The following is a 17,077-nucleotide window of genomic DNA, read 5'->3' on the forward strand; positions in this document are numbered from 1 at the left end:
CCGGGCTTTTACACAGTTCTTATAAATAACATTATATCATGGATAAGTGCTTCTTATTCAAGAATTAACCAAGAATTAACCGAATTAAAGAAGAAATGCCCATATCAACCACTGCGAAGAAAATCGCAAAGAACACAACTGTCGCGATAACAGTCGTTGTTGAGCGGAGTAATTCATCTTTTTTAGGCCAACTTACTTTTTTCATTTCGCGACCTACATCGCCGAAAAAGTTCGTTAAACGCATCTACGGGACCTCCAGTGTATTATTTCAATTATTTATTTTGTTTCTTTGTGAACTGTATGCTTATTGCATGTTTTACAAAACTTCTTTATCTCAAGTCGCTCTACTGAGCTCGTATCTTTCATCGTAGAGTAGTTTCGATTTTTACACTCTTCACATGAGAGTACAACTTTTTTCCTCATTAGTTACACCAACCTTGTAACATTGTCCCTAAAAATGTATCATACAACAAAAGATAATGTCAATGTCATGACTTTCACTCTCTTAACAAAAAGAAAACAGGTGAATTATTTTACACCTGCGGCACTTGCTATGAATTTAAAGTTGTACTCTCTCTCATCTCCATATATCTTTCTAATTTCCTTTTTACACGCTGCAATGCGTTATCAATAGATTTCACGTGCCTGTTTAACTGTTCTGAAATTTCTTGATAGGAACGACCATCTAAGTATAAAGAGAGCACTTTTCTTTCTAAATCGCTTAATAATTCAGATATTTTTGATTCTATGTCTGTATATTCTTCCTGACTTATAATCATCTCTTCTGGATCAGTTACTTTCGATTCCGAAATAACATCTAATAATGTTCGATCAGATTCCTCATCGTAAATTGGCTTGTCTAAAGACACATACGAATTTAACGGAATATGTTTTTGCCTTGTTGCTGTTTTAATAGCGGTAATAATTTGTCGAGTGATACACAGTTCAGCAAATGCTTTGAACGAAGACAGCTTGTCCCCTTTATAATCACGAATGGCTTTAAACAATCCAATCATGCCTTCTTGAACAATATCTTCTCGATCGGCACCCACTAAGAAATAAGATCTTGATTTCGCGCGAACAAAGTTCTTATATTTGTGAATTAAATATTCTAGAGCGTCAGTATTACCTTTTCGAACTAACTCAACGATTGCCTCATCCTCTAAATCACGAAATGTAACGTCGCCTACACTTACGAAGCCTGCTTCCACCTTGATCCCTCCGACCGCTATATATTTAGCAATATTATACAGTAAAAAGATAAAGAGCGTCAATGCTTCAACGCTCTCCTCTTCTTAATTTTTCTAATTTTTCTGTAATATCCTCACTAAATATCTTTCGCATGGCGGGTTGCCTTTCTTTCGTGTCTTTGGTGCACCTTCTTACTTGTTGTTCCATCGCTTGCACTTCTAACTCTAATTCACGCGCAGATTTTCGAAGTGCACCTTGCGCAAATATAATCCATTGCTCCGTATAATCCGAAGTTGCAACGTATATTTGTGTATTTATATTTCTAAGCTCAATTGCAAGTTGTTCTATCTTTTCATCTGCAGTTTGATTTTTTCTCGTGAATATTACTTCCACCCGTGATTGTTTCATCTTTTTTTCAATACCATAGACTGTATAGGCATCAAAGACAATCATTACCTTTGTGCCTGTATAGCCTTGATAATCCGCCATCTTATCAATAAGTGCGTCTCTTGATGACTGTAAATCTACATCCCGCAGTTTCTTCAAGTCTCCCCAAGCCCCGATAATGTTGTAACCGTCAACGATTAAAATATCGTTCATTTTTTATTTACCAATTTCGTGACGTTTACGATATACCTCATACATTAACAAACTTGCGGCTACTGAAGCATTTAAGGATGTAACTTTACCGACCATCGGTAAAGTAATTAGGAAATCACACTTTTCACCAATAATACGACTCATACCTTTTCCTTCACTACCAATTACTAGTCCGATTGGCATATTACCATCTAAATTACGGTAATCTGTTTTCCCTTTGGCATCTGTACCAGCAATCCAAAGTCCACGTTCTTTTAATTCATCAATTGTACGCGATAAATTTGTTACACGTGCAACAGGAATATATTCAATTGCCCCAGTCGACGCTTTCGCAACTGACGCTGTAAGTCCCACCGCTCTTCTTTTTGGAATAATAACCCCATGAGCCCCTGTTGCATCCGCAGTACGCATAATAGAACCTAAGTTATGTGGGTCTTCAATTTCATCTAAAATTAAGAAGAATGGATCTTCATTGCGTTTTTCTGCTAATTTAAACAAATCCTCTAACTCAGCATATTGATATGCAGCTACTTGAGCAATTACACCTTGATGATTACCCTCAACCAATTGATCTAATTTCTTCTTTGGTGCGTGTTGCAAAATAACCTTATTCTCTTTTGCTAATGCTAGTACAATTTGCACTTGTCCTTTGGCAGCACCTTCCGCTACCAAAATTTTATTAATATCTCGCCCCGCTCTTAAAGCTTCAATTACAGGGTTACGTCCGATAATATATTCACTACTCATGATGATGTGCTCCCTTCCTTTTCTTCCAAAACGTCAATCGCCTTATATACAATCTCGTCCAATCTTTCACGATTATTCAACAAGTGATGATAACCGATTAGCGCTTCAAAGGCTGTACTGTGTCGATATGTTTGTACATCTGTATTTTTTGGAACAGTACCCGAATTCGCATTACGCCCTCTTCTTAATACCGCCTCTTCCTCTTCTGTCAAAAATGCCGTTTCTAATAAATGATAAACAACTTTCGCCTGTGCTTTTGCCGAAACAAAGCCCGTCCCTAAGCGATGTAATTGATTAGGGCGAACTTTCCCCTTTTGAAGGAGGTGATAGCGGATATATTGCTCATATACCGCATCACCCATATATGCTAAAGCTAAGCTGTTCAATTGCTTTGCATCAATCATTCTTATCCTCTTTTCCATCTTGTACCTTGAGCGGTATCTTCTAAAATAATATTACGTCCCTTTAAATCATCGCGAATTTGATCAGATAGTGCGAAGTCACGATTTTGACGAGCTTCAATACGCTTTTGGATTAGTGCTTCAATTTCTTCATCAAGCAACTCTTCTTGCGCTAATTCTAATCCTAAAATACTAAATAATGTTTCAAGTTGTTTTACATACGCTTCAATTACAACTTTAGAAGTATGTTCTTCTAACAAATATTGATTTGCGTAATTTGCTACGTTATATAATTCAGTAATCGCATTAGCCGTATTGAAATCATCATCCATCGCTTCTTCGAATGCAACCTGGAACTTTTCCATTTCAGCTAACCATTTTTCATTATGGTCCGTTAAATCCGTACTACTTTCCATACGATGCTTTAAGTTACCGTAAGCTGTTTTAATTCTTTCTAGTCCATTATTAGTACTTTGCAATAAATCCTCGCTAAAGTTAATTGGGTGACGGTAATGTACCGATAGCATAAAGAACCTGATTAACTGTGGATCATATTGTTTAATGATATCGTGAACTAAAATGAAGTTTCCAAGCGACTTAGACATCTTCTCGTTATTAATATTAATATATCCGTTATGCATCCAATAACGTGCAAATGTTTTTCCTGTCAACGCCTCAGACTGCGCAATTTCATTTTCATGATGAGGAAATGCCAAATCTTGACCACCAGCATGAATATCAATTGTATCCCCTAAATATTTACGCGCCATTGCTGAGCATTCAATATGCCACCCTGGGCGTCCTTTCCCCCAAGGGCTTTCCCAGAAGATTTCTCCTTCTTTCGCAGCTTTCCATAAAGTAAAGTCAAGAGGGTCTTGTTTCTTTTCTCCTACTTCAATACGTGCACCGTGACGTAAGTCTGCAATCGGTTGATGTGATAATTTACCGTAACCTTCGAATTCTTTCGTTTTAAAGTACACATCACCTTCTGATTCATATGCATACCCTTTATTCACAAGTTCTTGAATAAATTCAATAATGATATCCATATTTTCCGTTACACGTGGATGAACCGTTGCATGTTTGCAACCTAGTGCCGTTACATCTTCAAAGTAAGCTTCAACAAAACGATCTGCAATTGTTGGCACATCTTCACCTAATTCATTTGCCGCCTTAATTAATTTATCATCCACGTCAGTAAAGTTAGATACATACTGCACATCATACCCTTTATATTCTAAGTAACGGCGCACTGTATCAAACACCATAGGTGGTCTTGCATTCCCAATGTGAATGTAGTTATACACTGTAGGTCCGCACACATACATCTTTACCTTATTTTCTTCTAATGGCATAAACTCTTCTTTTTGACGCGTTAACGTATTATAAATGTGAATAGTCATTTTTATCCTTCCTTCCTACCTTTACTTCGAGTTGCTTTCTCAATTTATCAAGTTCTACTTCCATAACCTTTAATTTATCAAAAATCGGATCCGGAAGATCAGAATGATTTAATTCTTGACCAATCTTTACTCCATTTTGAATAACGACTCGGCCAGGTATACCTACAACTGTAGAATGCGCAGGAACTTCCTTTAACACGACAGATCCTGCTCCAATTTTAGAATTCTCTCCAATAGTAATAGAACCTAGTACTTTAGCACCTGTTGCAATTAATACATTATCCTGAATTGTAGGGTGCCTCTTTCCTTTTTCTTTACCTGTACCACCTAATGTGACACCTTGATAAATTGTTACGTTTTCGCCAATTTCACACGTTTCTCCAATTACAACCCCCATTCCATGATCAATGAAAAAACGACGACCAATAGTTGCTCCTGGATGAATCTCAATGCCAGTAAAAAAACGACTAACTTGCGAAATCCAACGTGCCATAAAGAAAAAATCCCTTTTATAAAAAGCATGTGCAATTCGATGGGCCCAAACTGCATGTAATCCAGAGTAAGTTAAAATGACTTCGAAATAACTTCTTGCCGCTGGATCCTGTTCAAAAACGACTTCAATATCTTCCCGAAGCCTCTTAAACATCGATGTTCCCTCCCCTTTATGGGCTGCTTTTTTCGAGTGAACTAACTCCCCACTTCCCCCTAAATCTTTATACAAGGGGATAAAACTTATACTCACACCATTTACATGGTATAAAAAAAAGACGCCTCTGTCATATAGACAGAGACGCCTTTTAAGCGCGGTTCCACTCTGTTTAGGCTAAAGAAGCCTCAAACTCATCCATGATAACGGTTTACACCGCTTCTGTTTACTTTGCGCCCTAAGACGTTCCGCGAAATACTTCGCTGTTCAACAGAAGACTCGAAGGGGCATTTCAAAAATCCGCTTATAAACCACTTCCAGCCTAAGGGTGGTTCTCTCTGTAAAAAGCCTGATTTTCTACTTCTCCTTCTCGTCGCTTTTCCTTATTAGATTTTAGATATACTTATTATATTGCTAAACCTAGAAAATGTTAACCAATTACTTTTTGAATACGATTTAAAACTTTTTCTTTTCCAAGAAGAGCAATAGCGTTAGGAAGCTCAGGACCATGTGTTTGTCCAGTAGTAGCAACACGGATTGGCATAAATAGGTTTTTACCTTTATGTCCTGTTTCTTTTTGAACTGCTTTAATAGCCGCCTTAACTGCCGCTGGCTCCATTGCTTCTAAAGCTTCTAATTGATCGGCAAATGCACGAAGTACTTCAGGTACTTGTTCACCTTTCAATACTTCTTGTCCCTCTTCTTCATGATCAACATGATCTTTAAAGAACATTTCAGAAAGCTCTACAATTTCAGCTCCAAAGCTCATTTGGTCATGATATAAAGCAATTACATCACGAACCCACGCTTGTTCTTGTTCGCTTAAGTTTTCACCTACGCGACCCGCTTTCACTAAATGCGGTAAGCTTAGTTCAACAACCGTATCTAAATCTTGTTTTTTCATATATTGGTTGTTCATCCATTTTAGTTTTTGGGAATCAAATAATGCAGGTGATTTTGATAAACGAGCTGCATCAAACATTTTGATAAACTCATCTTGAGAGAAGACTTCTTCTTCACCTACTGGTGACCAACCTAGTAATCCAATAAAGTTAAAGATTGCTTCTGGAAGATATCCAAGCTCTTTATATTGCTCAATAAATTGAATAATAGATTCGTCACGCTTACTTAGCTTTTTACGGCTTTCGTTTACAATTAAAGTCATATGACCGAACTTCGGGATATCCCAACCGAAAGCTTCATAAATCATCATTTGTTTTGGCGTGTTTGAAATATGATCATCACCACGAAGTACGTGTGTAATCTCCATTAAGTGATCATCTACCGCTACCGCAAAGTTATAAGTTGGAATTCCATCTTTTTTCACGATAACGAAATCACCAAAATCATTTGAATGAAATGCAACTTCATCTTTTACGAGATCTTTAAACGTGTAGTCGCTATCAGCCGGCACACGGAAGCGAACACTTGGAATACGGCCTTCAGCCTCAAATCCTTTAATTTGCTCCTCAGTTAAATCACGGTGGTTTCCTGCATAACGCGGTGTTTCACCACGAGCGATTTGACCTTCACGCTCTGCTTCTAGCTCTTCTTCTGTCATATAACATTTGTAAGCTAAATCACGCTCTAATAAATCTTTATATAATTTTTTATAAATATCTAAACGCTCTGTTTGACGATATGGCCCAAATTCACCACCAACATCAACACCTTCATCCCAGTCCATACCGAGCCATTTCAAGTATTTTAATTGGCTTTCTTCTCCACCAGCAACATTACGTTTCACATCAGTATCTTCAATACGAATAATAAACTTACCATCTTGATGACGAGCAAATAAATAATTAAATAATGCCGTACGCGCATTTCCGATATGTAAGTGTCCTGTTGGACTTGGCGCATAGCGCACTCTCACTTGCTTTTCCATAGTTGGTACACCTTCCAATCTTAATGTCAACACATTCTATAATTGTACACCAAAAAAACGTGATTATCCATCTTACGAATTAAAAACCACTATTTTTTCTGTAATAAAACAACCGCTTGAGAAGCAATCCCTTCTTCTCTACCTGTAAATCCTAATTTTTCTGTTGTTGTTGCCTTTACATTAATATTATCAATAGACGTTTCTAATAGTTCACTAATGCGTTTACGCATGCTTTCAATATGCGGTGCCATTTTTGGCTTTTGGGCAATAATTGTACAATCTAGGTTCCCTAGCTCATAACCTTGTTCACGCACAAATTCCCAAACCTTTTGTAACAATACAGCTGAATCCGCATCTTTAAAGGCAGGATCTGTATCAGGAAAATGTTTTCCAATATCTCCTGCTGCAATTGCTCCTAGACATGCGTCAGCAATCGTATGTAACAATACATCTGCATCCGAGTGACCGATTAATCCTTTTTCATGAGGAATTGTAATTCCACCGATAATTAACGGTCTACCTTCCGCAAATTCATGTACATCAAAACCTTGTCCAATTCGAAACATTCTTTACATCCTCCTCAATCTAAACTACTTTATGAATTCTATATTATATTGCTATCTCTATAAAGAAAAGCCCGGCAACTGCCGAGCTTTTCTTTACTATAATACCATCACTTCTATTTCTTCTGAACATGAAGGAAACTTTCAGCAATTAGTAAATCCTCTGGAGTCGTCACTTTAATATTATAGTAACTCCCCTCTACTACGCCTACTTTCTTCCCTACACGTTCTACGAGACTTGCGTCATCTGTACCAAGAAAACAACTTTGCTTTGCACTTCTATGAGCTTCTAATAAAAGAGGAACAGAAAATCCTTGCGGTGTTTGAACCGCTTTAAGCTGAGAACGTTCTACCGTTTCAACAACAACACCCTGTTCTACTTTCTTAATGGTATCCTTCACTGGCACCGCACAAATGGAAGCACCATATTTCTCTGCTGCAGTTAATACATCTTGCATCATCTTATTCGTTACGAACGGGCGCGCACCATCGTGTACGAGAACATATTCAACACCACTCACATACTGAAGCGCATTATACACACTATCTTGTCTTTCGGCCCCGCCTTGAATAAATTGCACCTGCTTTTCAACCGGGTACTTCTGCATTAACTCCTCAAAATAAGGGCGTTCCTCTTCGTTAATCGCCATGATAATGCGTTTACATGCTTTATCTTTTTCAAAAGCACGTAATGTATGCACAATGATAGGTACCCCATTTATAAGTAAGAACAACTTATTTTTGCCAGCACCCATCCGTTTCCCTTGACCCGCTGCCGGAATAATTAATGTATACATATTAATAATCCTCTACTTATAATGCTTTTTCTAATAATTTACGTTTTGCGAAAATCATACGACCAGCCGATGTTTGCAACACACTTGTAACTAGTACATTAAGTTGCGAACCGACATATTCTCTACCGTCTTCTACTACAATCATCGTGCCATCATCTAAATATGCCACACCTTGATTTTGTTCTTTACCATCTTTCACAACATAAACACTTAATTCTTCGCCAGGGAGTACGACTGGTTTAATTGCATTTGCTAAATCGTTAATATTTAATACTGTTACTCCTTGTAATTCAGAAACTTTGTTTAAGTTGAAATCATTTGTTACAACAGTTCCACCAGTGATTTTAGCTAACTTTACAAGCTTGCTATCCACCTCTTGGATATCCTCAAAATCGCCTTCATAAATTTCCACCGGAATTGGTAGCTCTTTTTGAATACGATTTAAAATGTCTAATCCTCTGCGACCACGATTACGCTTTAATGCATCAGAAGAATCGGCAATATGCTGAAGCTCTTCTAATACGAATTGTGGAATCACAATTGTTCCTTCTAAAAACTTCGTTTGGCAAATATCCGCAATACGTCCATCAATAATTACGCTTGTATCGAGAATTTTCCAATGAGTTGTAGATTTTTCTACCTCTACCTCTTCGTTCTCGCTATTGTTTTTCTTCTTACCTCCACGCTGGGGTAATGTAAATAATCCTAGCAATTCATTTCTCTTTTTAAATCCTACTTGGAATCCTAAATAACCAAGTAAAAGAGTAAAGAACACTTGTAATACTGTACTAATGACTGGAATCGTGAATTCACGAATTGGTATCAAAATTAAATATGCAACAATAAGACCAGAGATCAACCCTAATGTACCAAATAAAACATCCGCTACCGGTGCCTTTACAAGGGCTTCTTCGATATGTTTAATAAGTTGAACAATATAATCCACAAGCCAAAATGTTGTTAAAAATAAAATAATTGCACCAATAATTGCACGAACGTACGATCCCTCAAGCAAAGGAACAGCACCAACGTCCAATACATTAATAACTTTTGGGATTAGAAAAATCCCTAACGCTCCCCCAATTACTAAAAAGAAGAGCTGTACGATCCTTTTTAACATCCAACCACCTCCTACTCATTATTAACCATTGTTTTGCTAATCAAAACGCCGAATGCAAAAGCGGACGTGTTTTTTTGTAAATAGTTTTATTTACCAATATACCATATCATATAACAAAAATGTTCTAGTGTCGTTATATTATGGAATCAATGTAATATTCTTAATTGTGTCTACTCATATAGAGATGCTCTTGAATTCTTTTTAGGCCCTCTCGTATTTTCTTCGCCCTAACTTCCCCAATTCCTTCCACATCATCCAATTCATTAATAGTTGCACGACAAACACCTTGCAATGTTTTAAATCGATTAATTAAATTTTCAATGATAAGTGGTGGAACACGAGAAATTTTGCTTGCGATTCGGTATCCCCTCGGTGTCACGCTTTCTTCTAAGCTCATTTGCCCTGGATAGCCGAGCAATTTAACTAAATCGCTATCCTCTAAAAGCTGTGTATTTGCAAGATCTTGTAACTTTTTCAAAATTTGATGGTGATCCTGCGTTTTTTCTTGATAATAATCCTTAATTAATAACGCTGCCTCTGCTTCTAAGTCGGCTAGTAATTCTGTAAGTTGTAAACGAATTAACCTTCCTTCCGTTCCTAACTCATGAATGTAGCTCACTATTTCATTTTTAATACGCAGTACCATTTCAACACTATGTAAAACGTGAACTACCTCGGACATTGTAACGACCTCTTCAAATTCTAGAATGCCCAAATTCGTAATCCCATCATTCCATACAGCTTTATATTTTTCTAACGTTTGAATAGCTTGGTTTGCCTTTGTTAAAATTACACCTATATCCTTTAGTGTATAACGTAAGTTCCCTTGATATAGTGTAATTACGTTACGTCTTTGTGAAATAGCCACAACAAGGCTAGCCGTCTGCTTTGCTACACGCTCTGCCGTTCGGTGACGCATACCTGTTTCAATAGAATCAATGGATGGATCTGGAACTAATTGTGCATTTGCAATTAAAATTTTGCTCCCAGTTTCATTTAAAATAAGTGCCCCATCCATTTTTGCTAATTCATATAAACTAGCCGGTGAGAATGCACAATTAATGTGAAATCCTCCATCAACAATACTTTTAATCTGCTCATTATACCCAAGAACAATTAGCCCTCCAGTTTGCGCACGAAGTACGTTATCTATCCCCTCGCGTAGTGGTGTTCCTGGGGCAACAAGCTGTAGAATATTAATCATACTTTTGACACGTTGCTTGTTTTCCTCCATAGCCTAGCCTCCTAATGTCAAACGAAGCGCTTCTCCTAAATTAGAAACACCTACTACCTCAATCCCATCTGGAATTGTCCATCCTCCCAAATTTTTTCTAGGAATAATAGCACGTTGAAATCCTAATTTCGCTGCTTCTTGTACACGTTGTTCAATTCTTGATACTCTTCTTATTTCTCCAGTTAGGCCTACTTCTCCTATTACCGCATCGGCTGGTGCAGTAGCTTTATCTCTGAAACTTGAAGCAATACTTAAGGCGACAGCTAAATCGATTGCTGGTTCATCTAATTTCAAGCCACCCGCAACTTTTAAATATGCGTCTTGATTTTGCAACAATAAACCTGTTCTTTTTTCTAGCACTGCCATAATAAGTGAAACGCGGTTATGATCAATTCCCGTCGCCATTCTTCGAGGATTTCCAAAACTAGTAGGGGAGATTAATGCTTGTATTTCTACTAAAACCGGTCTTGTTCCTTCCATTGAAGCAACCACTGTGGATCCTGCAACTCCAACTGGACGTTCCTCAAGGAAAATTTCAGAAGGATTTAGTACTTCTGCAAGACCTAGTTCCTTCATTTCAAAGATACCCATTTCATTTGTGGAACCAAAACGGTTCTTCACAGCTCGCAAAATACGATATGTATGGTGACGATCTCCTTCAAAGTAAAGAACTGCATCAACCATATGTTCTAGCATACGTGGTCCTGCAATTGCCCCTTCTTTTGTCACATGTCCGACGATAAAAATAGGAATCCCTTTCGTCTTTGCAAGTTTCATTAATTCCGCTGTACATTCACGTACTTGCGTTACACTCCCTGGGGCTGACGTCACTTCAGGTAAATGTATCGTCTGAATGGAGTCAATAACAACAAAAGCTGGATTCATCTCTTCAATGTGCGCTGCAATTCTCTGTAAATCAGTCTCTGCTACAACAAATAGATTACTACCCTTTACATGCAAACGATCTGCACGAAGTTTGATCTGCTTTGCTGACTCCTCACCTGATATGTATAGTACATCATATGAAGAATCTGCTAATTGCGATGAAATTTGTAATAACAATGTTGATTTCCCAATCCCAGGGTCTCCACCAATAAGTACTAAAGATCCATCTACAATCCCGCCACCAAGTACACGGTTAAACTCTTGAAATTTCGTTTCAATACGCGCCTCAGACTTTGTTTCTACCTCTGTTAAGCGTCTTGGTTTTGTTACTTCTGATTGAATTGCATTGGCATAATTAAGGCGTCTTGATGATACAACTGGTTCCATCTCTTCAACAAGCGTATTCCATTGACCACATCCAGGACATTTCCCCATATATTTTGGCGACTGATAACCACATTCTTGACATGTAAATTTTGTTTTCTTTTTAGCCATATCTTTTATAGTTCACTTCACTTTCATCTACAAACGTTTATCCTTCTCGTACAAGAAAGAGGGCTATCGCGTAGCCCTCTTTGTTTGTCTATACTTATTTTACCTTTTCTGCACTATGAATGACAAATGATTCTCCTTCTATATCAAAGATAACTTTTTGTCCTTTCTCAATAGCACCTTTTAACAGTTCTTCTGATAGTCTATCTTCTACATGTTTTTGAATTGCTCTACGAAGCGGACGAGCACCGTACTCTCGATCAAATCCTTTATCAGCAATTGCTGAAATTGCTCCTTCTGTTAAATGCAATTCAATCTCTTGTTCTTTTAAGCGATTCACTAACTGATTCACCATAAGAGTTACAATTTCTTGAATATGTTTTTTCTCAAGCATATGGAACACGATAATTTCATCAATACGGTTTAAGAATTCTGGACGAAATGCTTTTTTCAATTCATCCATTACTTTACCTTTCATATCTGAATAATCGCGGCTCTCATCTTGTACGTTAAATCCAAGATGTTTATTACGTTTTAATGCGTCTGCACCAACATTAGACGTCATAATAACGATTGTATTACGGAAATCAACTGTACGTCCTTTAGAATCTGTTAAACGGCCATCTTCTAATACTTGTAGTAAAATATTAAACACATCAGGATGAGCTTTCTCTACTTCATCTAATAAGACAACTGAATATGGCTTACGACGAACTTTCTCTGTTAATTGTCCACCTTCTTCATATCCAACATATCCTGGAGGAGATCCAACTAAACGAGAAGTAGAATGCTTTTCCATGTACTCAGACATATCGATGCGGATCATTGCATCCTCATCACCGAACATAGATTCCGCTAATGCCCTTGCTAGTTCTGTTTTACCTACACCAGTAGGTCCTAGGAAAATAAATGAGCCAATTGGACGTTTCGGATCTTTTAATCCCGCTCTCGCACGACGAACAGCTTTTGCCACAGCTACAACTGCTTCATCCTGCCCAATTAAACGATCATGTAAAATTGATTCCAAGTTTAATAATTTATCTGTCTCTGTTTGTGCAAGTTTAGAAACTGGAATACGTGTCCATGTGGAAACGACATTTGCAATATCTTCTACTGTTACTTCTGAGTTTTCTTGTCCTTGTTTCTCTTTCCACTGACGCTTTGTATCTTCTAACTTTTCACGTAAACGTTGTTCCATATCACGTAAGGAAGCAGCCTTTTCAAATTCTTGGCTTTGTACAGCTGCATCTTTTTCTTTTCTAATTTCCTCAAGCTTCACTTCAAGCTCTTTTAAGTTTGGCGGTGTTGTATACGAACGTAAGCGCACTTTTGATGCAGCCTCATCAATTAAATCGATTGCTTTATCAGGTAAAAAACGGTCTGTAATGTAACGATCTGAAAGTTTTACAGCCGCATCAATTGCATCATCTGTAATAGATACGCGGTGATGCGCCTCATAACGGTCACGTAAACCTTTTAAAATTTGAACTGATTCTTCTAAGTTTGGTTCATCAACATGAATTGGTTGGAAACGTCTTTCTAATGCCGCATCCTTTTCAATATATTTACGATATTCGTCTAAAGTTGTTGCGCCAATACATTGTAATTCACCACGTGCTAAAGATGGTTTTAAAATATTCGATGCATCAATTGCACCTTCCGCCCCTCCTGCACCAATTAACGTATGAAGCTCATCAATAAATAGAATGATGTTACCAGCTTGGCGAATCTCATCCATCACTTTCTTTAAACGATCCTCAAACTCACCACGATATTTTGTTCCAGCAACAACTGTACCCATATCTAATGTCATAACACGCTTATCTCTTAAAGTTTCAGGAACTTCATTATTTACAATTTGCTGTGCTAATCCTTCCGCAATTGCTGTCTTACCTACACCAGGTTCTCCAATTAATACTGGATTGTTTTTTGTTCTACGGCTTAACACTTCAATTACACGTTGAATTTCTTTACTACGTCCAATAACAGGATCTAAACGATTTTCACGTGCAACAACTGTTAAATCACGTGCTAGACTGTCAAGTGTAGGTGTATTCGCATTTGTTGATGAACCACCCTGGTGACCTGAACTAGCTTCATTACTTCCAAGAAGTTGTAACACTTGTTGTCTTGCTTTATTTAGGCTTACACCTAAATTATTTAAAACACGTGCTGCTACACCTTCACCTTCACGGATTAAACCAAGTAAAATATGTTCTGTTCCAACGTAGGAATGGCCTAGCTTACGAGCTTCGTCCATAGACAACTCAATAACTTTTTTAGCACGAGGTGTGTAATGTACTGTTTGAGAAGCTTCTGTTCCACGCCCAATTAATGCTTCTACCTCTTTTTGAACTTTCTCTGGACTTAATCCAAGAGCAATTAACGCCTTTGCTGCAATTCCTTCACCTTCGCGTACAAGCCCAAGTAAAATATGTTCTGTTCCAATATTATTATGCCCAATGCGAATTGCTTCCTCTTGAGATAAAGCTAATACTTTCTGTGCTCGTTCTGTAAATCTTCCAAACATCATAGAAATCGCCTCCTACTTGCGCTTAATTTTGTTCAATTCGTAATCGCTCACGGATTAAGGTTGCTCTTCGATAATCTCTTTCTTCTGGTCCTAAAGGTCCTCCTGCATATTGTTGCAAAATGCCTGGCTGAGTAAGAACCATTAACTCAGTTAAAATATTTCTCGATATACCTTGTATATATCCTAAGTCAATACCAAGCCGTACATCTGATAAGCAATTGGCTGCTTCTGCAGATTGAATTAAACGACTGTTAGCTAGTATTCCGTAAGAACGATATACTTTATCTTCAAGCTCGATACTTGAATTTTGTACAATTAATTCTCTAGCCATTTTTTCTTGATGGATGATTTGTTGAATGACACTCTTTAAATCTGCAATAATATCTTCTTCTGATTTCCCTAGTGTCATTTGATTTGACACTTGAAATATATTACCTAACGCTTCGCTACCTTCACCGTATATTCCTCTTACTACTAACCCTAATTTTTGAATTACTTGTATAATACGGTTAATTCTTTTCGTTAAAACCAGTCCCGGCAAATGAATCATTACCGAAGCCCTTAATCCTGTACCGACGTTAGTCGGGCAACTCGTAATATATCCAAGCGATTCATCAAAAGCATATTCAACCTGTTCCTCGATCCAATTATCTATTTGATTGGCACTTTGAAGCGCCTCTGATAACTGTAAACCTGAAAATAGGCACTGAATCCTAACATGATCCTCTTCATTAAGCATGATACTTATATGTTCACTTTCTGATAGTAGGCATGCTCCGTATTCTGTTCCTGCAAGATTTGGACTAATTAAATGCTTCTCAACTAAAACTCTCCTTTGAAGAGGATTTAATTCATCCATTTTTAATAGTTCAAACTCCCCAAAAGGTTCTACAGGTTTATTTATAAACTTCTTCTTAAATAACTCGTGAATCTGTTTAGCTTCTTCCTCGTTTTGCATAGTAGAGAATTGATATTTTTTAAAATTACGAGCCAAACGAATTCGACTACTTAAAACAATATCAGAATCAGGGCCATCTCCCTTCATCCATGGACTAATCGCTTCATTCATGATTCTGTCCAGTGACATAGAACTATTCCCCCTCTCTATGCTCACTAAGCTGATTTACAAGACCTCGAATTTTATCTCGTACTTCAGCCGCTTTCTCAAATTCCTCTTTCTGTACATATTGTTTCAGATTGAGTTTTAGTTCATCTAATTCTTTCTTTAAGTAGATATTTCCTTCTATACGTTCAGGAATTTTTCCACAATGATCCGTATGCCCACCGTGAAGACGTTTTAACAATGGTTTTAAATGCCCCTTAAATGTATCGTAACAAGAAGCACATCCAAAGCGTCCCACTTTTGTAAATTGTTCATATGTCATCTTACAATTCGGACATCTTGATATATTTGTATTTGAAAATGCATCTTGCCCTTCTTCAAACATTGCTGGTTCACTATGCAATAATCCGGCTAATAGGTCATGGAATGAAAAATTAGACTGCGGTGATTGAAAGAAAGACGTATAGCCACTTTGTTCTGCACATTGCTCGCAAAGATGAACTTCCGCCTTTTTTCCGTTGATTACTTTTGTATAATGTAAAGTTGCTGGTCTTATATTACAGTTTTGACAAGTCATCGCTATCCCCCACCTTTACAACAGGAACGATCTATCTCATGATACTTTTCATACATTACTAGATTGTTCTCTTTCCTTAATCCATTTAGTAAAAGCACATGTCATCTTTCAAAATTCCTACAATATTAAACTGCATTATCTTAGTTATCATTCTTAACAAAAGTTATATTTATTTATATTTCAGTGTTCTTAACATTGCGCATAATATTCGAGCCCTAAGTTCATCTCGAGAAGGAACATCCATTAATAATACAGAACGATCTAGTACGCTTAACATAAGTTTAGCTTCACGATTTGTTATAATCCCCTCTTCTATTAAACGTATAATCATACTTTCAGCATTTCCTTGTGCAACGCTATGATCAATCATATGAAGCATTTGATCAATAATGTCTATATCATCATGCAGTTTGACTTTTATAATGCGAATGTAACCTCCTCCACCTCGTTTACTTTCTACTACAAATCCTCTTTCTAACGTAAAACGGGTATTGATTACATAGTTGATTTGAGACGGCACACAATCGAATCGATCAGCGACCTCATTCCTCTTGATTTCAATCGCATTATTATTGCTTAAGTCAATAACTTGCTTTAGATATTTCTCAATGATATCAGATATATTTCTCATTTATCCGCCACCTTTATTGACTTTGACTATCTTTGACTATAATTATATACGTATTAAAAAAATTTGCAACTCTTTTGCTTATTCACTATCCTAGCCACATTTCACAATCTTTAATCAAAAGGACGATTCTTTAAATAAAGATTTTTTAAATTACTATGAATTATAAAAGAAAACACGAAAAAACACGAGTCAAATGACTCGTGTTTTTAGCTTGCTTGGCGACGTCCTACTCTCACAGGGACAAGGTCCCAACTACCATCGGCGCTAGAGAGCTTAACTTCCGTGTTCGGTATGGGAACGGGTGTG

18 protein-coding genes, 1 rRNA gene and 1 other annotated feature are annotated in these 17,077 nt (G+C 37.3%); all 19 genes read right to left on the bottom strand.

Annotation, left to right across the window (positions count from 1 at the left end; all coding sequences use genetic code 11):
* Positions 1 to 64: 64 nt before the first annotated feature.
* Positions 65 to 244, bottom strand: coding sequence for a preprotein translocase subunit SecE (gene secE, locus ABH955_RS27385; RefSeq protein ID WP_002009797.1), 180 nt, complete (start codon positions 242 to 244; stop codon positions 65 to 67).
* 32 nt (positions 245 to 276) lie between these two features.
* A complete protein-coding gene (gene rpmG / locus ABH955_RS27390; protein ID WP_012260172.1) occupies positions 277 to 423 on the bottom strand; it encodes a 50S ribosomal protein L33 in 147 nt (48 codons plus the stop codon).
* A gap of 128 nt (positions 424 to 551) precedes the next feature.
* The gene (locus ABH955_RS27395; RefSeq protein ID WP_002009799.1) at positions 552 to 1,211 is read right to left on the bottom strand and encodes an RNA polymerase factor sigma-70; all 660 of its coding nucleotides are present in this window, start codon (positions 1,209 to 1,211) and stop codon (positions 552 to 554) included.
* Positions 1,212 to 1,278: 67 nt separating this feature from the next.
* Positions 1,279 to 1,791 (bottom strand): NYN domain-containing protein, encoded by a 513-nt coding sequence (locus ABH955_RS27400; RefSeq protein ID WP_404491867.1) that lies wholly within the window; start codon positions 1,789 to 1,791, stop codon positions 1,279 to 1,281.
* A 3-nt stretch (positions 1,792 to 1,794) separates the two neighbouring features.
* Complete coding sequence (gene rlmB / locus ABH955_RS27405) at positions 1,795 to 2,538, bottom strand: 23S rRNA (guanosine(2251)-2'-O)-methyltransferase RlmB (protein WP_002091503.1); 744 nt, start codon at positions 2,536 to 2,538, stop codon at positions 1,795 to 1,797.
* A complete protein-coding gene (locus ABH955_RS27410; protein WP_002204579.1) occupies positions 2,535 to 2,942 on the bottom strand; it encodes a Mini-ribonuclease 3 in 408 nt (135 codons plus the stop codon). The genes rlmB and ABH955_RS27410 overlap by 4 nt, the downstream gene beginning before the upstream one ends.
* 2 nt (positions 2,943 to 2,944) lie before the next feature.
* Positions 2,945 to 4,342 carry a cysteine--tRNA ligase gene (gene cysS / locus ABH955_RS27415; protein WP_404491869.1) on the bottom strand — a complete coding sequence of 466 codons (1,398 nt, stop codon included), beginning with the start codon at positions 4,340 to 4,342 and terminating at the stop codon, positions 2,945 to 2,947.
* On the bottom strand, positions 4,323 to 4,988 hold the full coding sequence (gene cysE, locus ABH955_RS27420) for a serine O-acetyltransferase (protein ID WP_002169329.1): 666 nt from the start codon (positions 4,986 to 4,988) through the stop codon (positions 4,323 to 4,325). The genes cysS and cysE overlap by 20 nt, the downstream gene beginning before the upstream one ends.
* 137 nt (positions 4,989 to 5,125) lie before the next feature.
* Positions 5,126 to 5,371: a binding site (T-box leader), on the bottom strand.
* A gap of 47 nt (positions 5,372 to 5,418) precedes the next feature.
* A complete protein-coding gene (gltX, locus tag ABH955_RS27425) occupies positions 5,419 to 6,876 on the bottom strand; it encodes a glutamate--tRNA ligase (RefSeq protein ID WP_404491871.1) in 1,458 nt (485 codons plus the stop codon).
* Between the two features lie 89 nt (positions 6,877 to 6,965).
* Entirely contained in the window at positions 6,966 to 7,442 is a 477-nt protein-coding gene (gene ispF, locus ABH955_RS27430; RefSeq protein WP_000488386.1) for a 2-C-methyl-D-erythritol 2,4-cyclodiphosphate synthase, read from the bottom strand.
* Between the two features lie 113 nt (positions 7,443 to 7,555).
* Complete coding sequence (ispD, locus tag ABH955_RS27435; RefSeq protein WP_002009811.1) at positions 7,556 to 8,236, bottom strand: 2-C-methyl-D-erythritol 4-phosphate cytidylyltransferase; 681 nt, start codon at positions 8,234 to 8,236, stop codon at positions 7,556 to 7,558.
* 16 nt (positions 8,237 to 8,252) lie between these two features.
* Positions 8,253 to 9,356 (bottom strand): PIN/TRAM domain-containing protein, encoded by a 1,104-nt coding sequence (locus ABH955_RS27440; RefSeq protein WP_002063406.1) that lies wholly within the window; start codon positions 9,354 to 9,356, stop codon positions 8,253 to 8,255.
* Between the two features lie 160 nt (positions 9,357 to 9,516).
* Complete coding sequence (gene disA, locus ABH955_RS27445; protein ID WP_000392162.1) at positions 9,517 to 10,590, bottom strand: DNA integrity scanning diadenylate cyclase DisA; 1,074 nt, start codon at positions 10,588 to 10,590, stop codon at positions 9,517 to 9,519.
* A 3-nt stretch (positions 10,591 to 10,593) separates the two neighbouring features.
* Complete coding sequence (radA, locus tag ABH955_RS27450; RefSeq protein WP_002009817.1) at positions 10,594 to 11,970, bottom strand: DNA repair protein RadA; 1,377 nt, start codon at positions 11,968 to 11,970, stop codon at positions 10,594 to 10,596.
* Positions 11,971 to 12,064: 94 nt separating this feature from the next.
* Positions 12,065 to 14,500, bottom strand: a complete 2,436-nt coding sequence (gene clpC, locus ABH955_RS27455; RefSeq protein ID WP_002063405.1) for an ATP-dependent protease ATP-binding subunit ClpC — start codon at positions 14,498 to 14,500, stop codon at positions 12,065 to 12,067.
* A 22-nt stretch (positions 14,501 to 14,522) separates the two neighbouring features.
* A complete protein-coding gene (mcsB, locus tag ABH955_RS27460) occupies positions 14,523 to 15,587 on the bottom strand; it encodes a protein-arginine kinase McsB (RefSeq protein WP_404491873.1) in 1,065 nt (354 codons plus the stop codon).
* Between the two features lie 4 nt (positions 15,588 to 15,591).
* Entirely contained in the window at positions 15,592 to 16,140 is a 549-nt protein-coding gene (gene mcsA / locus ABH955_RS27465; protein WP_002009823.1) for a protein-arginine kinase activator protein McsA, read from the bottom strand.
* Positions 16,141 to 16,309: 169 nt separating this feature from the next.
* Entirely contained in the window at positions 16,310 to 16,771 is a 462-nt protein-coding gene (gene ctsR, locus ABH955_RS27470; protein WP_002029353.1) for a transcriptional regulator CtsR, read from the bottom strand.
* A gap of 213 nt (positions 16,772 to 16,984) precedes the next feature.
* Positions 16,985 to 17,077, bottom strand: a 5S ribosomal RNA gene (gene rrf / locus ABH955_RS27475); the annotation flags it as partial.

This window comes from Bacillus sp. RC240, from assembly GCF_044907945.1.
GTDB lineage: Bacteria > Bacillota > Bacilli > Bacillales > Bacillaceae_G > Bacillus_A > Bacillus_A mycoides.

Excerpts from the sequence above, each read along its gene's own strand:
- secE (WP_002009797.1), bottom strand. The coding sequence starts at position 244 with ATGCGTTTAACGAACTTTTTCGGCGATGTAGGTCGCGAAATGAAAAAA.
- rpmG (WP_012260172.1), bottom strand. The coding sequence starts at position 423 with ATGAGGAAAAAAGTTGTACTCTCATGTGAAGAGTGTAAAAATCGAAAC.
- ABH955_RS27400 (WP_404491867.1), bottom strand. The coding sequence starts at position 1,791 with ATGAACGATATTTTAATCGTTGACGGTTACAACATTATCGGGGCTTGG.
- rlmB (WP_002091503.1), bottom strand. The coding sequence starts at position 2,538 with ATGAGTAGTGAATATATTATCGGACGTAACCCTGTAATTGAAGCTTTA.
- ABH955_RS27410 (WP_002204579.1), bottom strand. The coding sequence starts at position 2,942 with ATGATTGATGCAAAGCAATTGAACAGCTTAGCTTTAGCATATATGGGT.
- cysS (WP_404491869.1), bottom strand. The coding sequence starts at position 4,342 with ATGACTATTCACATTTATAATACGTTAACGCGTCAAAAAGAAGAGTTT.
- cysE (WP_002169329.1), bottom strand. The coding sequence starts at position 4,988 with ATGTTTAAGAGGCTTCGGGAAGATATTGAAGTCGTTTTTGAACAGGAT.
- gltX (WP_404491871.1), bottom strand. The coding sequence starts at position 6,876 with ATGGAAAAGCAAGTGAGAGTGCGCTATGCGCCAAGTCCAACAGGACAC.
- ispF (WP_000488386.1), bottom strand. The coding sequence starts at position 7,442 with ATGTTTCGAATTGGACAAGGTTTTGATGTACATGAATTTGCGGAAGGT.
- ispD (WP_002009811.1), bottom strand. The coding sequence starts at position 8,236 with ATGTATACATTAATTATTCCGGCAGCGGGTCAAGGGAAACGGATGGGT.
- ABH955_RS27440 (WP_002063406.1), bottom strand. The coding sequence starts at position 9,356 with ATGTTAAAAAGGATCGTACAGCTCTTCTTTTTAGTAATTGGGGGAGCG.
- disA (WP_000392162.1), bottom strand. The coding sequence starts at position 10,590 with ATGGAGGAAAACAAGCAACGTGTCAAAAGTATGATTAATATTCTACAG.
- radA (WP_002009817.1), bottom strand. The coding sequence starts at position 11,970 with ATGGCTAAAAAGAAAACAAAATTTACATGTCAAGAATGTGGTTATCAG.
- clpC (WP_002063405.1), bottom strand. The coding sequence starts at position 14,500 with ATGATGTTTGGAAGATTTACAGAACGAGCACAGAAAGTATTAGCTTTA.
- mcsB (WP_404491873.1), bottom strand. The coding sequence starts at position 15,587 with ATGTCACTGGACAGAATCATGAATGAAGCGATTAGTCCATGGATGAAG.
- mcsA (WP_002009823.1), bottom strand. The coding sequence starts at position 16,140 with ATGACTTGTCAAAACTGTAATATAAGACCAGCAACTTTACATTATACA.
- ctsR (WP_002029353.1), bottom strand. The coding sequence starts at position 16,771 with ATGAGAAATATATCTGATATCATTGAGAAATATCTAAAGCAAGTTATT.